General features: G+C 70.0%; 13 protein-coding genes. 5 read left to right on the top strand and 8 right to left on the bottom strand.

The window, feature by feature from the left end; translation table 11 throughout:
• Positions 1-24: 24 nt before the first annotated feature.
• Both glpK (ACL03I_RS18800) and ACL03I_RS18795 read right to left on the bottom strand, forming a co-directional pair.
• Positions 25-1,545 carry a glycerol kinase GlpK gene (gene glpK / locus ACL03I_RS18800; protein ID WP_412806566.1) on the bottom strand — a complete coding sequence of 507 codons (1,521 nt, stop codon included), beginning with the start codon at positions 1,543-1,545 and terminating at the stop codon, positions 25-27.
• 38 nt (positions 1,546-1,583) lie between these two features.
• On the bottom strand, positions 1,584-2,393 hold the full coding sequence (locus ACL03I_RS18795) for an MIP/aquaporin family protein (protein ID WP_412806565.1): 810 nt from the start codon (positions 2,391-2,393) through the stop codon (positions 1,584-1,586).
• 257 nt (positions 2,394-2,650) lie between these two features.
• Between ACL03I_RS18795 and ACL03I_RS18790 the strand changes: the two genes are divergently transcribed.
• The 3 genes from ACL03I_RS18790 to ACL03I_RS18780 are packed head-to-tail and all read left to right on the top strand — an operon-like array spanning position 2,651 to position 5,869.
• Positions 2,651-3,415, top strand: a complete 765-nt coding sequence (locus ACL03I_RS18790; protein ID WP_379254154.1) for an IclR family transcriptional regulator — start codon at positions 2,651-2,653, stop codon at positions 3,413-3,415.
• A 48-nt stretch (positions 3,416-3,463) separates the two neighbouring features.
• The gene (gene glpK / locus ACL03I_RS18785; RefSeq protein WP_356967001.1) at positions 3,464-4,981 is read left to right on the top strand and encodes a glycerol kinase GlpK; all 1,518 of its coding nucleotides are present in this window, start codon (positions 3,464-3,466) and stop codon (positions 4,979-4,981) included.
• A gap of 48 nt (positions 4,982-5,029) precedes the next feature.
• Entirely contained in the window at positions 5,030-5,869 is an 840-nt protein-coding gene (locus ACL03I_RS18780; protein WP_412806564.1) for a DUF72 domain-containing protein, read from the top strand.
• Between the two features lie 43 nt (positions 5,870-5,912).
• Here the strand turns inward: ACL03I_RS18780 and ACL03I_RS18775 are convergent, their stop codons facing one another.
• From ACL03I_RS18775 to ACL03I_RS18760, 4 genes are all read right to left on the bottom strand, one after another.
• A complete protein-coding gene (locus ACL03I_RS18775) occupies positions 5,913-6,461 on the bottom strand; it encodes a YceI family protein (RefSeq protein ID WP_364429979.1) in 549 nt (182 codons plus the stop codon).
• A 71-nt stretch (positions 6,462-6,532) separates the two neighbouring features.
• Entirely contained in the window at positions 6,533-7,138 is a 606-nt protein-coding gene (locus tag ACL03I_RS18770; protein WP_412806563.1) for an FMN reductase, read from the bottom strand.
• Positions 7,135-8,229 (bottom strand): LLM class flavin-dependent oxidoreductase, encoded by a 1,095-nt coding sequence (locus ACL03I_RS18765; protein ID WP_412806562.1) that lies wholly within the window; start codon positions 8,227-8,229, stop codon positions 7,135-7,137. Before ACL03I_RS18765 ends, ACL03I_RS18770 begins: the two co-directional genes overlap by 4 nt.
• A 102-nt stretch (positions 8,230-8,331) precedes the next feature.
• Positions 8,332-9,579: an alpha/beta hydrolase fold domain-containing protein gene (locus ACL03I_RS18760; protein ID WP_412806561.1), complete on the bottom strand. Its 1,248-nt coding sequence runs from the start codon at positions 9,577-9,579 to the stop codon at positions 8,332-8,334.
• Positions 9,580-9,924: 345 nt separating this feature from the next.
• On the opposite strand from ACL03I_RS18760, the gene ACL03I_RS18755 reads away from it, so the two are divergent.
• Positions 9,925-10,293 carry an Rv3235 family protein gene (locus ACL03I_RS18755; protein ID WP_355075741.1) on the top strand — a complete coding sequence of 123 codons (369 nt, stop codon included), beginning with the start codon at positions 9,925-9,927 and terminating at the stop codon, positions 10,291-10,293.
• Positions 10,294-10,302: 9 nt separating this feature from the next.
• Here the strand turns inward: ACL03I_RS18755 and ACL03I_RS18750 are convergent, their stop codons facing one another.
• Positions 10,303-11,088 (bottom strand): DODA-type extradiol aromatic ring-opening family dioxygenase, encoded by a 786-nt coding sequence (locus ACL03I_RS18750; RefSeq protein WP_355075743.1) that lies wholly within the window; start codon positions 11,086-11,088, stop codon positions 10,303-10,305.
• A gap of 92 nt (positions 11,089-11,180) precedes the next feature.
• On the opposite strand from ACL03I_RS18750, the gene ACL03I_RS18745 reads away from it, so the two are divergent.
• Positions 11,181-11,630 (top strand): MarR family winged helix-turn-helix transcriptional regulator, encoded by a 450-nt coding sequence (locus ACL03I_RS18745; RefSeq protein ID WP_412806560.1) that lies wholly within the window; start codon positions 11,181-11,183, stop codon positions 11,628-11,630.
• A gap of 1 nt (position 11,631) precedes the next feature.
• Here the strand turns inward: ACL03I_RS18745 and ACL03I_RS18740 are convergent, their stop codons facing one another.
• The gene (locus ACL03I_RS18740; RefSeq protein ID WP_412806559.1) at positions 11,632-12,534 is read right to left on the bottom strand and encodes a cutinase family protein; all 903 of its coding nucleotides are present in this window, start codon (positions 12,532-12,534) and stop codon (positions 11,632-11,634) included.
• Between the last annotated feature and the right edge of the window lie 129 nt (positions 12,535-12,663).

Raw genomic sequence — 12,663 nt, 5'->3', positions numbered from 1 at the left:
ATTCGGGTAGGACGGCGTCGCCCCTCATTCGTCGACGTCGATCCAGTCGAGGGTGCGGGCGACGGCCTTCTTCCAGCGCGCGTAGCCACGCTCGCGCTGTTCCTCCGACCAGGTCGGATGCCAGCGCTTGGCTTCGTTCCAGTTCCGTTCCAGCTCGTCGGTGTCGTTCCAGAAGCCGACCGCGAGCCCCGCCGCGTAGGCCGCGCCGAGCGCGGTGGTCTCGGCGACCACCGGACGCGACACCGGCACACCGAGGAAGTCGGCCTGCAGCTGCATGCACAGCTCGTTGGCGGTGACGCCGCCGTCCACCCGCAGCACGTCCAGCCGTACGCCGGAGTCGGCCTGCATCGCCTCGACCACGTCGCGGGTCTGGTAGCAGATCGATTCCAGCGTCGCCCGCGCGAGATGGGCGTTGGTGCTGTAGCGGGACAGACCGACGATCGCGCCGCGCGCGTCCGAGCGCCAGTACGGCGCGAACAGTCCGGAGAACGCGGGCACGAAATACACCCCGCCGTTGTCCTCGGCCTGCCGGGCGAGCGATTCGCTTTGCGCCGCGCCGGAGATGATGCCCAGCTGGTCGCGCAGCCACTGCACCGCCGAGCCGGTCACCGCGATGGAACCTTCCAGCGCGTACACCGGCTTCTCCCCGCCCAACTGGTAGGCCACCGTGGTCAGCAGGCCGTGCTGCGAGCGCACGATCTCGGTTCCGGTGTTGAGCAGCAGGAAGTTGCCGGTGCCGTAGGTGTTCTTCGCCTCGCCGGGACGGAAGCAGACCTGTCCGACGGTGGCGGCCTGCTGATCGCCGAGCACGCCCGCCAGCGGCACCGCGCCGCCGAACGGTCCGTCGGCGCGGGTGGTGCCGAACAGTTCCGGGTTGGCCGAGGGAGCGATCCGGGGCAGCATCGCGCGCGGCACTCCGAACAGGGACAGCAGTTCGTCGTCCCAGTCCAGGGTCTCCAGATTCATCAGCATGGTGCGGCTGGCGTTGGTCGGGTCGGTGACGTGCACGCCGCCGTCGACACCGCCGGTCAGCTGCCACAGCAGCCAGGTGTCGGTGGTGCCGAACATCGCGTCGCCGCGTTCGGCGTCCTCCGCCACCCCGGGGACGTTGTCCAGGATCCAGCGCAGCTTGCCGCCGGAGAAGTAGGTGGCGGGCGGCAGGCCCGCCTTGCGCCGGATGATGTCGCCGTGCCCGGCTCGTTCCAGTTCGGCGGCGATCCGGTCGGTGCGGGTGTCCTGCCAGACGATCGCGTTGCAGTACGGCCGCCCGGTCTTGCGGTTCCACACCACCGTGGTCTCGCGCTGGTTGGTGACGCCGACCGCGGCCAGGTCGCTCGCGACCAGATCGGCCTTGGTCAAGGTGGTCTGGATGACCGCGCGGGTGCGCTCCCAGATCTCGGTCGGATTGTGCTCCACCCAGCCCGGGCGCGGCAGGATCTGCTCGTGCTCGAGCTGGTGGCGGGCGACCTCGTTGCCACCGTGATCGAACACCATGAAGCGGGTGCTCGTGGTGCCCTGGTCGATGGCGCCGACGTACTGGCTCATCGCGGTCCTTTCGGGAAATTACTGGGAAAGAGCAGGATTCAGAACAGGAACTGCGCGGCGAGTCCGGCCAGCGCGCCGCCGAGCAGCGGGCCGAGCACCGGCACCCAGGCGTAACCCCAGTCGGAGTCCTTGCCGTGCGGTGCGGCGTCGGGCGATTCGGCCGGAGCGGGCGCACCCGCGCCCACGGGGACCAGGACCGCGTCGGCGGGGGCGGGCTTGCTCACCGGCAGCAGCGCGTGCGCGATGCGCGGACCGAGATCGCGAGCGGGGTTGATGGCGTATCCGGTCGGCCCGCCCAGAGAGGCGCCGATGCCGACGACCAGGAGCGCGGCGGCGGCCGGGCCGAGCCCGCTCGGGGTGTGGCCGAAGGTGAGGATCACCAGGACGAGGATGAAGGTGCCGATCACTTCGGTGACGAAGTTCCAGCGCAGGGCGCGAATCGCGGGGCCGGTGGCGAACACCGCGAGCTTCTTCTCCTCGTCGATCTCGGCGTCGAAGTGGCGCTTGTAGGCGACGTAGGCCACGGTCGCGCCGAGGAAAGCGCCGGCGAATTGGCCGCTCAGGTACGCGAGTGTCGTCGAGCCGGAGATCGCGATGCCGGGGGCGAACTCGTCGGCCCCGCTGAACAGGATGCCGACGGTGACCGCGGGGTTGAGATGGCCGCCGGTCTTGTAGGCGACGTAGACGCCAGCCAGGACCGCGAACCCCCATCCCACGTTGATCAGCAGCCAGCCGCCGTCCAATCCTTTGGACTTCGCCAGCAGTACGTTCGCGACCACACCGACCCCGAGCAGCACCAGCACGCCTGTGCCGAGTGCTTCACTGAGGAAGATCGAGCCGAAGTTCATCGTTGAGCCTCCGTTCGCCCCCGCAGGTCGCGGACGCGACCGTGCGTGAAACGGAAACTACGACGGGATGCGGAACCCGGATACAGCTGCCGTTCGACAATGTCGAACGCCTCGACTGGTTGCCGGAAGGCGGCGACGCTACCGTCCGACGCGCGAGGAGGATGTATGGCGCAGCTCACACTGGGTTTCAATGATGTTGCTCAGGTATCACCAGCCGTTCGACATTGTCGAATCACGACACGGGTAGGTTCCCCGATATGCCAGGTGCGATCCAATCGATCGAGCGGGCGGCGGCCGTTCTGCGGCTGCTGGCCCGCGGCTCCGGGCGGCTCGGCGTCGGCGACATCGCGGGCGCGCTCGACCTGCCCAAGCCGACCGCGCACGGCATCCTGCGCACGCTGCAAGGCGTCGGCTTCGTCGAACAGGATCCGGCCACCGGCAAGTACCAACTCGGCGCGGCGCTGCTGCACCTGGGCACCAGCTACCTCGACGCGAACGAGTTGCGCTCCCGCGCGATCAACTGGGCCGACGCGCTGGCGGCGCGCACCGGCGAATCGGTGCGGATCGGCGCGCCGATGGACGGCGCGGTGGTCGTGGTGCATCACGTGTTCCGGCCGGACAATACCCAGCAGGCGCTCGAACTCGGCGAACTGCTGCCGCCGCACGCCACCGCGCTGGGCAAGGTCCTGCTCGCCTACGACGCCGAGCTGGCCGCCACGACGCGCCGCGCCGAGCTGGCCCCGCTCACACACCGCACCCTGGTCGACCGCACCGCGCTCGCCAGGGCGCTGGGCGGCGTCCGGCAGGCCGGATGGGCGGGCGACACCGAGGAATTCCGGACGGGCGAGGCGGGTATCGCGGCGCCGATCCGGGCGCCCGGTGGCCTCGTGGTCGGCGCCATCGGCATCACCGGCGCGGTGGACCGGCTCTGTGACGCCCAGTTGCGGCACCGGCCCGCGCTGGTCGGTCAGGTGCTCGACGCCGCACGGGCGGTGTCGCGCGATCTCGGTACGAGTCACTGACTTTCGTCCCCGCGGTGACCGTCCGATGTCGATCAGGAGCAGCCGAGCATGAAGCAGCGTTACGTGCTGGCCATCGACCAGGGCACCACCTCCACGCGGTGCATCCTGTTCGACCAGCGTGCCCGGCTCGTCGGCGTCGCGCAGCGCCCGCACCGGCAGCACTATCCGCGGCCGGGCTGGGCGGAGCAGGACGCGCTGGAGATCTGGCGCAATGTCGAGCGGATCGTGCCGCAGGCCCTGCGGGATTCCGGTGTGACGGCCGACCGGATCGCCGCGCTGGGCATCGCCAACCAGCGCGAGACCACCGTGGTGTGGGACCGCCGCACCGGCACGCCGATCGGACGCGCCATCGTCTGGCAGGACGTGCGCACCGAGGAACTGGTCCGCGAGCTCGGGGACAAGCCGGGCGCCGACCGGATCCGCGAGCTGTGCGGCCTGCCACTGGCCAGCTACTTCGCCGCGCCGCGGCTGCGCTGGATGCTGGACTCGGTGCCAGGTCTGCGCGAGCGCGCGGAACGGGGCGAGGTGCTGTTCGGCACCATGGAGACCTGGCTGATCTGGAACCTCACCGGAGGCCCCGACGGCGGGCTGCATTGCACCGACGTCACCAACGCCAGCCGCACCCTTCTGATGAACCTGCGCACCCTCGCCTGGGACGACGAACTGCTGGAGTTCTTCGGCATCCCCGCCCGCATGCTGCCGCGCATCCAGCCCTCGATCGCGTCCTACGGCAACACGCGCCGGGTCGTGCCCGGCATCCCGATCGCCGCCGCCCTCGGCGACCAGCATGCCGCGTTGTTCGGCCAAACCTGTTTCGCGCGTGGGGAGACCAAGTGCACCTACGGCACCGGTGGCTTCCTCATGATGAACACCGGACGCGACCTGGTGCGTTCCGAGCACGGCCTGCTCACCACGATCGGCTACCAGATCGGCCCCGAGCCGGTCTACGCGCTGGAGGGGCCGATCGCGGTCACGGGATCGCTCGTGCAATGGGTGCGCGACAACATCGGACTGGTCACCAGTGCGCCGGAGATCGAAACCCTCGCGCGCACCGTCGAAGACAACGGCGGCTGCTACGTCGTGCCCGCATTCTCCGGGCTGTACGCGCCGCATTGGCGCAGCGACGCGCGCGGTCTCATCGCCGGGCTGACCTCCTACATCACCAAGGGCCACATCGCGCGCGCCGTGCTGGAGGCGACCGCTTGGCAGACCCGGGACGTGGTGGAGGCGATGAACGCCGACTCCGGCCTGCAAGCCGCGGCACTGCGCGTGGACGGCGGGATGACCTCGAACAACCTGCTCATGCAGATCGTGTCCGATGTGCTGGATGTTCCGGTGCTGCGTCCGTTCGTCGCCGAGACGGTCTCACTGGGCGCGGCGTACGCCGCGGGTCTCGCCGTGGGGTATTGGCCCGACCTCGAGGGATTGCGCAACAATTGGCGCCTTGCCGCCCAATGGGTTCCGCGCATGGACGCGGAGCTGCGGGAGGACGAGTACGAGAACTGGAAACGCGCGGTCGAGTTGACCTTCGGCTGGGTGCGGTCGAAGAAGCGGGCGCGGCGGTGAGTCCGGGGCCCGGCGCTCGTGTCGGGAGCGTGGGTTAGCGTCGAGAGCATGCGGCTTCACGTGGGATGTGCGATGTGGACGCACGCGGCCTGGCAGGAACGTCAGCTCTCCCCGGGGGAGCGGTTGCGCTGGTACGCCACGTGGTGCAACGCGGTCGAAGGCAATACGACGTTCTACGCAACGCCGTCGCTGCGCACAGTCGAATCATGGGCGGCGCAATGCGATCCCGCGTTCCGCTTCGTGCTCAAGTTGCCGAAGCCGATCACCCACGAACGCAGACTGACCGGCGTCGAGCAGGAGCTGCGGTCCTTCCTCGCCGCGATGGAGCCGCTCGGCGAACGCATCCACGCCCTGTGGATCCAGCTGCCGGGTTCGTTCGGACCCACCGATCTCGGTGTGCTGGCCGGTTTCCTGCGCGACTTCCCGCGCTCGTACCGGGTCGCCGTCGAGGTGCGTCACCCCGCGTTCTTCGAGGACGAGCAGGCGGCGCGCAGGCTGGAATACGTACTGTCCAGGGTCGGCGCCGAATGGGTGCCGTTCGACACCACCGTGCTTTTCGACGGTCCGCCCGCCAGCGCGGCGGAACAGGAGGCGGCCGCGAAGAAGCCGCGGGTGCGGCGCAGGATGCGCGCGCTGACCGAATACCCGATCGTGCGCTATCACGGCCGCGACGACGTCCAGCGCACCGTCGACGGCTGGCGGCCGTGGGTCGGCACGGTCGCCGAATGGCTGCGTGAAGGCCGCTCGCCCACCGTGTTCCTGCACACGCCGGACAATGCGGGCTCGCTGGAGCTGGCCCGCCGTTTCCATGACGCGGTCAGGGCCCGGCTGCCCGGGCTCGAGCCGCTGCCCGAGCCCGCCGCCGCCGAGCCCATGACGCTGTTCTGACGGAAAACGCCTCCCGCGGCATCGAGCCGCGGGACCGCGCGGATCAGGCCTGCAGGCCGACCTCGACCTCGAGGGTGAGCGTGATCTTGTCGCCGATCACCGCGCCGCCGTCGGGCAGCGGCATGTCGATGGTGATGCCGAAGTCGCGGCGGTTGATCACGGTCTTGGCCTCGAAGCCCGCGACCGGCCCCTGGCCCATGCCGGGGTTGACGCCGAGGAACTCCACCTCGAGCGATACCGGCTTGGTGACACCGCGAATGGTGAATTCGCCGTCCACCACGAAATCGTCACCCTTCACCCGGAAACCGGTGGACTTGAATGTGGCCACCGGGAACTGCTCGGCCTGGAAGAAGTCCGCGGTGCGCAGGTGGGCGTCGCGCTGTTCGTTGTCGGTGGTGACCGAGTCGACCCGGATCTCGGCCTCGGCCGAGGCGCTGCCGTCCTCGCCGATCACCAGCTTGCCGGAGAAGTCGGTGAAGCGGCCGCGCACCTTGCTGACCATCAGGTGGCGCACCGAGAAGCCGAGCGTGGAGTGGGCGGGGTCGATGGCCCAGGTGCCCGCGGTGAGAGCGTTGGTGGTTCCGGTCGACATGACGTTTCTCCTTGATAGTTGAGATTTGAACTAGTTGGGTGTGAATGGGGGTGGGATCGGTCGGGGGAAGATCAGTGAGTGCCGAGCAGCTGTGCGAACGGTACCGGGTCGTCGTACGGATCGGTGCCACGCGCTCGCGGCGTGTTGGTCAGCGCGGCGGTGAATTCCGCTGCGGCGCGGTCGATCCGAGCGCTCAACCCCTCGGTCGCCGCGGACGCCCAGTCTTCCGACGCCGCGTACACCGCGGTGGGCGCGACCACCGCGTGCAGGTAGCTGAACATCGGTCGCAGCGCGTGTTCCAACGCGAGGGAGTGGCGCGCCGAGCCGCCGGTCGCGCCGAGCAGCACCGGCATCCCTGCCAGCGCGTCCGGTTCCAGTACGTCGAAGAACGTCTTGAACAGGCCGCTGTAGGAGGCGTTGAAGATCGGCGTGACGGCGATCAGGCCGTCGGCGCCTGCCACGGTGTCGAGCGTCGCGCGCAACCCGGTCGGCGCGAATCCGGTCAGCAGGTTGTCGGCCAGATCCCGCGCGTGCTCGCGCACCTCGACCACGTCGACGGTCGCGTCCGCGCCGGACGCGGACAGCGCCGCCGCGGTGGCCGCGGTGAGCCGGTCGGCGAGCAGCCGGGTCGACGAGGGCTGCGACAGGCCCGCGGAGACGACGGCGATGCGGGTCATCGGGTCGCCTCAACGGCAGCGTCGCGGGCGGCGACCAGGCTCGCGTGCGTCGGGGCGTCCGGCACGTGCGCCGGGCGCAGGGCCGCGAACTCTTTGCGCAGCACCGGCACCACTTCCTCGCCGAGCAGGTCCAGCTGCTCCAGCACGGTCTTCAGCGGAAGGCCCGCGTGGTCCATCAGGAACAGTTGGCGCTGGTAGTCGCCGAACGTTTCGCGGAAGGTGAGCGTCTTGTCGATGACCTGCTGCGGGCTGCCCACGGTGAGCGGGGTCTGCTCGGTGAATTCCTCCAGCGACGGGCCGTGTCCGTACACCGGCGCGTTGTCGAAGTAGGGGCGGAACTCGCGCACCGCGTCCTGGGAGTTCTTGCGCATGAACACCTGTCCGCCCAGGCCGACGATCGCCTGGTCGGCGGAGCCGTGGCCGTAGTGCTCGTAGCGCTGCCGGTACAGCCGGATCAGTCGCTGGAAGTGCTCTTTCGGCCAGAAGATGTTGTTGGCGAAGAAGCCGTCGCCGTAGTAGGCCGCCTGCTCGGCGATCTCGGGGCTGCGGATCGAGCCGTGCCAGACGAACGGCGGAACGTCGTCCAGCGGGCGCGGCGTGGCGGTGAACGACTGCAACGGCGTCCGGAATTTGCCTTCCCAGTCGACCACGTCTTCGCGCCAGAGCCGGTGCAGCAGGTGGTAGTTCTCGATGGCCAGCGGGATGCCGTCGCGGATGTCCTTGCCGAACCACGGGTAGACCGGGCCGGTGTTGCCGCGGCCGAGCATGAGGTCGACGCGCCCCTCGGCCAAGTGCTGCAACATCGCGAAGTCCTCGGCGATCTTCACCGGATCGTTCGTGGTGATCAGGGTCGTCGCGGTGGAGAGCTGGAGCCGCTCGGTCCGCGCCGCGATGTAGCCGAGCATCGTCGTCGGCGACGACGGCACGAACGGCCGGTTGTGGTGCTCGCCGGTGGCGAACACGTCCAGGCCGACCTCCTCGGCCTTGCGCGCGATCGTCACCATGGCGGTGATGCGTTCGTGCTCACTCGGCGTCCGGCCGGTCGTGGGGTCGGTCGTCACATCACCGACCGTGAAGATTCCGAACTGCACGACGCCTCCTTCGTTCTCAGTCTGACTCAATTTGGTGGATATGGCAACCAAAGGAACCGGGTGGGGTGCCCGAGTATTCCCCGCGCGGCGGTGTGACGCCGGTTACGGCAGGTATTCCGCCAGCCAGGTCCTGGTGAGTTCGCGGGTGACCCGCGCGCCCGTGTCGAGTTCGGTGGTGCCGAAGGCGTGTTCCACGTAAGGCAGCTCGACGTAGCGCTGCGGGACGCCCGCGGTCTCGAGCGCGGCGGCGTAGGCCGCGGTGTGCTCGGCGCGCACCAGATGATCGCTGGACCCCTGGATCAACAGGGTGGGTGGGGAGGCTGCGCTGACGTGCGGAGCGGAGCTCGTCGCGGTGTAGCGCTCGGGATACTGTTCGGGCGTACCGCCGAGATACTGCCGGGCCGCGTCGACGCCGAGCGCGGTCTCGGTGCCGGAAGCGGTGAGATCGACCGCCGGGTACAGCGCGACCGCGGCGCGCACCTCGGGCAGCTCCTCCGCGCTGCCACAGCTGGGCCGCAAGGCGCTCGCGTTGATCTTGTTCGCGACGTTGACGGCCAGATTGCCGCCCGCCGACTCGCCGAACGTGGCGATCCGCCGCAGGTCCCAGTTGTACCGCTGCGCGTTCGCGGCGGCCCAGGTCAGCGCGCAGGCGACGTCGGCGTCCGCGGTGTCCCAGCGGTGCTCGGTCGCGCCGGAGAGGCGGTAGTCGACGTCGAGGACGGCGTATCCGTTGTCGGCCAGCCAGGTCGTGTAGGCGTCGGTGCCGCGGCTGCCCGCGACGAACGCGCCGCCGTGGATGCTCACCACCAGTGGGGCCGGGGCCGGTCCCGGGGCGGGCAGATACAGATCCGCCTGGATCGGCTGCCCGTCGACGGTCGCGTAGGTGACGGTCTCGTCCGGCGCGTCACCGACGGTGCTGAACGGGACGGCCGGGGCGAACGGAACCCAGACGCCCGCCGCGTCGTGCGCCGCGAACACCAGCGTCGCGCTCGTGACTACGGACAGCACCAGGCCGACGACGGCCACGCCGGTCACCGCGGCCGCCGGGCGCCGTCCCCGCTCGCCGGAGCGAAGCGCGGTGAGCGCGAGCCCGGTCGCGGCCACCGCCAGCACCATGTTCCACGAGCCGAGCGCGTCACGGACCGAGCCGAGCAAGAGCACCGCCGACTGCACGATCGCGTTGCCCAGCAGCGGCATCATCCAGGAAACCGGCAGGATCGCGATCAATTGGCCGAGCGCGAGATACCCGGCGAGGACTCCGGCGGATACCAGCAGCGCGAGGCGGGCCAGGCGACGCGGGGTCGCGGATTCTCCGGGCACGGTCACGTCCGCTCCTGGCTCGTCGGCCATCCAAGGTCTCCGTTTCCGGTCGGGGCTGCCCTCCAACCTAGGTCGGTCTTCGTGCGTGCCGGATGCGGGTGCTGGTGAGTCGGGGCGGAATCGGGTAGCCGACTACGCGCGTTTTCCCGTGTCTCGTCCGCAGAATCGGTCGTCACAGGGTTTCGACATCGGGGTTTCGAAGGGATTTGCATGGCTGGTTATCACGATTGGTTGGCGCCTGCTCCGAATCCGGAGCCGCCCTTGGACAGCCGCGGGCGCGCCGAAGTTCGCGATCCCGCGCCGGCACGGGCGCTACCTTGCCGCACGCGGACGCGCGCCGTGTCCGGCCGGTCGAGTGCCGGGATCCGTAGCGCGGTGCGGCGTAGTCATGCGTCCGCCGCGCAGGCGGGGGACGAAACCCGCTCGGCGGCACGCCGGTTCGCCGAGTCGGCGGTGCGCATCGTCCTCGAGGTACTCGACCGTAGGAGACCCGTACCGCAACTGGCCGCGGTCGCCGACGCCACGGTCGTCGCCGCGGTGCGCACATTGCTCGACGCCGGTCTGGTGCCCGGTCACGCACTCGGCGTCGCGGTGCCGATCCGGGTGAGCGTGGCGCTCGTGGATGCCAGGACCGCCGAGGTCTTCGCCGCATATGCCCGTGGCGGTCGCCGTTTCGCCGTGGCGGCGAGGATCGTCCGGACGCGCTCGGCGGGCTGGCGGCTGACGGCGCTGCGCATCCGATGACGTGGTGCGTCAGCCGAGCTGGACGGATCGGCGCGCCATGCCGAACCAGTAGCCGTCGATGACGGTGCGCAGCGCGCCGAGGTCGTCTTCGCCCGCGCCGAGTGCGACGAACAGCGGTGCGAAGTGCTCGGCGCGGGGGTGGGCCAGGCGCGCGGCGGGAGCTTTCCGCTCGAAATCGAGCAGTGCGTCCAGGTCGTGTGCGGCCAGCGCGTCGCGGCCCCACTCGTCGAATTCGGCGGTGAAGGAGTGCACGTGTTCGTCGTCGGCCGTCAGGGCGCGCAAGTTGTGGGTGAAGAAACCGCTGCCGACGATCAGCACGCCCTCGTCGCGCAGGGGCGCCAGCTTCCGTCCGATGTCCAGCAGCGCCCCAGGGTCCAGCGTCGGCATGGACAGTTGCAACACCGGGACGTCGGCGTCCGGGTACATCTCCTTCAGCGGCACGTAGGCGCCGTGGTCGAGCCCGCGCTCCGGGACGTCGGCCACGGCGACGCCGGGTCCGCGCAACAGGTTTCGCACCTTCTCGGCCAGCTCCGGCGCGCCCGGCGCGGGATAGCGCACCTGGTAGTACCGCTCGGGGAAGCCCCAGAAGTCGTAGACCAGCGGCACCGTCTCGGTGGCGCCGAGCGCGATCGGCGCGGCCTCCCAGTGCGCGGAGACGATCAGGATCGCCCGGGGGCGCGGCAATGCGCCCGACCACGCCGCCAGTTCGGTGGGCCAGCTCGCGTGATCGGCCAGTGGCGGAGCGCCGTGGGAGAGATAGAGCACCGGCATTCTTCCGGTGTTCACGCTGGTCATGGCGCTCCTCCTTGTTCGGCCGCAGGTAGTTCGAATTCGAACTAAACGGTAGCTGATTGTTCAAATTTGAACAATATGGTTAGGGTGGAGCTGTGGAGACCAGGTGGCTGAACGCGCGCGAGATGCAGGTGTGGCACAGCTTCCTCGCGGCGGGCGCGCTGGTGGGCCGTGAGGTGGAACGGCAGCTCAAGCGGGAAGGGCTGTCGCACACGCAGTACGAGGTGCTGGTGCGGCTCGCGGACGCGCCGGAGGGCCGCCTGCGGATGGCCGAACTCGCCGACGCGCTCTACACCTCCAAAAGCGGGCTGACCTACCAGGTGACGCAATTGGAGAAGGCCGGGCTGCTGGTGCGCGAGGCCTGCCCGACCGACGTGCGCGGGGTCATCGCCGTGCTCACCGGCGCGGGCCGGGAACGGCTGGCGCAGATCGCGCCGGACCATGTCGCGACCGTCCGCCGCGTCCTCGTCGACGTGCTCAGCGCCGCTCAGCAGAGCGCCGTCGCGGAGGGCCTGGGCGAGGTCGCGCGGCGGCTCGCGCCCTGACTCAGGCCAGCGACGCCAGCCAGTCGTGCATCCACGACAGCGCGGTCGCGCCGCCGCCGACGCGGTAGCTGCCGTAGGCGGTGTGCGCCTCGGAGCGGTAGAACTGGTCCAGCAACCGGGCCCGTTCCTGGTTCGCCGACTCCGACAACTGGCTTTGCAGCAACGGGATTCCGCCGTTGGACATCAGATCGCCGACGATGGCGCCCATTTCCATCTGGTAGCGCCAGAGATCGGCCGGGTCGGGATGGGAGGTCTGGGCCAGGAAGCCGGCGAACCGGGTCACGAAATCGTCCGACGCCGTGGTGCAGTACAGATCGCCGACCGCGCAGATGGTGCGGGTCTGCGGGCTGACGAAGCCGAAGCCGCCGATGCGGGGACCGCCCGCGCCCGCGCCGCCCACCGGCGGACCGACCAGCGCGTCGGTGGGGGAGCGGCGCGGATCGGAGATGAGTCCGACCGCCGCGATCCGGTACGGCGGCACGACGCCGATCCCGGTGCCGATCTCGGCGGCCAGATCGCCCGCGGCGTCCGCGCCCTGGCTGTAGCCGAGCAATGCGATCTTGGTCGCGCCGCACGCCCTGGCCATCGCTCCGATCATGCCGCGCGCGTTGTCGACGGCCTCGCGTTTGGACGCGCCGTAAACCTCGGTCTCCCAAGGGAAGGCGGTCGCGGCGTAGCTGACGTAGTCGACCCGCACCGAGGACGGCAGGCCGTTGGTGACTCCGGCCAGCATCCCGGGGCCGGGGCGCTCGCCATCGATGGTGGTTTCCCAGGTGCCCGGGATGGCCACCACGTACATGCTCGGGCACTCGGGCTCGGCGACGGCGGGCCCGCTGCCCGGCCCTACGCACGACAGCGCCATCGCCGTGAAACCGATGGCCGCCGAGATCCACTTCGATCGCATGGCGTTTGCTCCTGGTAGTACAGGCGCCGCAGGCGCTCCCCGGCAGGAAAGGCCTTCGCCGGCGCCGCGCGGTGGTCGAACCCGGCCCCGTCGAAGGCTGCATTGAGACTCGGTGGTCTCAAAGTGCAG

Source organism: Nocardia sichangensis (genome assembly GCF_047200615.1).
Classification (GTDB): Bacteria; Actinomycetota; Actinomycetes; order Mycobacteriales; family Mycobacteriaceae; genus Nocardia; species Nocardia sichangensis.
The sequence above is the reverse complement of the archived record's forward strand: the minus strand, read 5'-3'. Positions and strand labels throughout refer to the sequence as shown.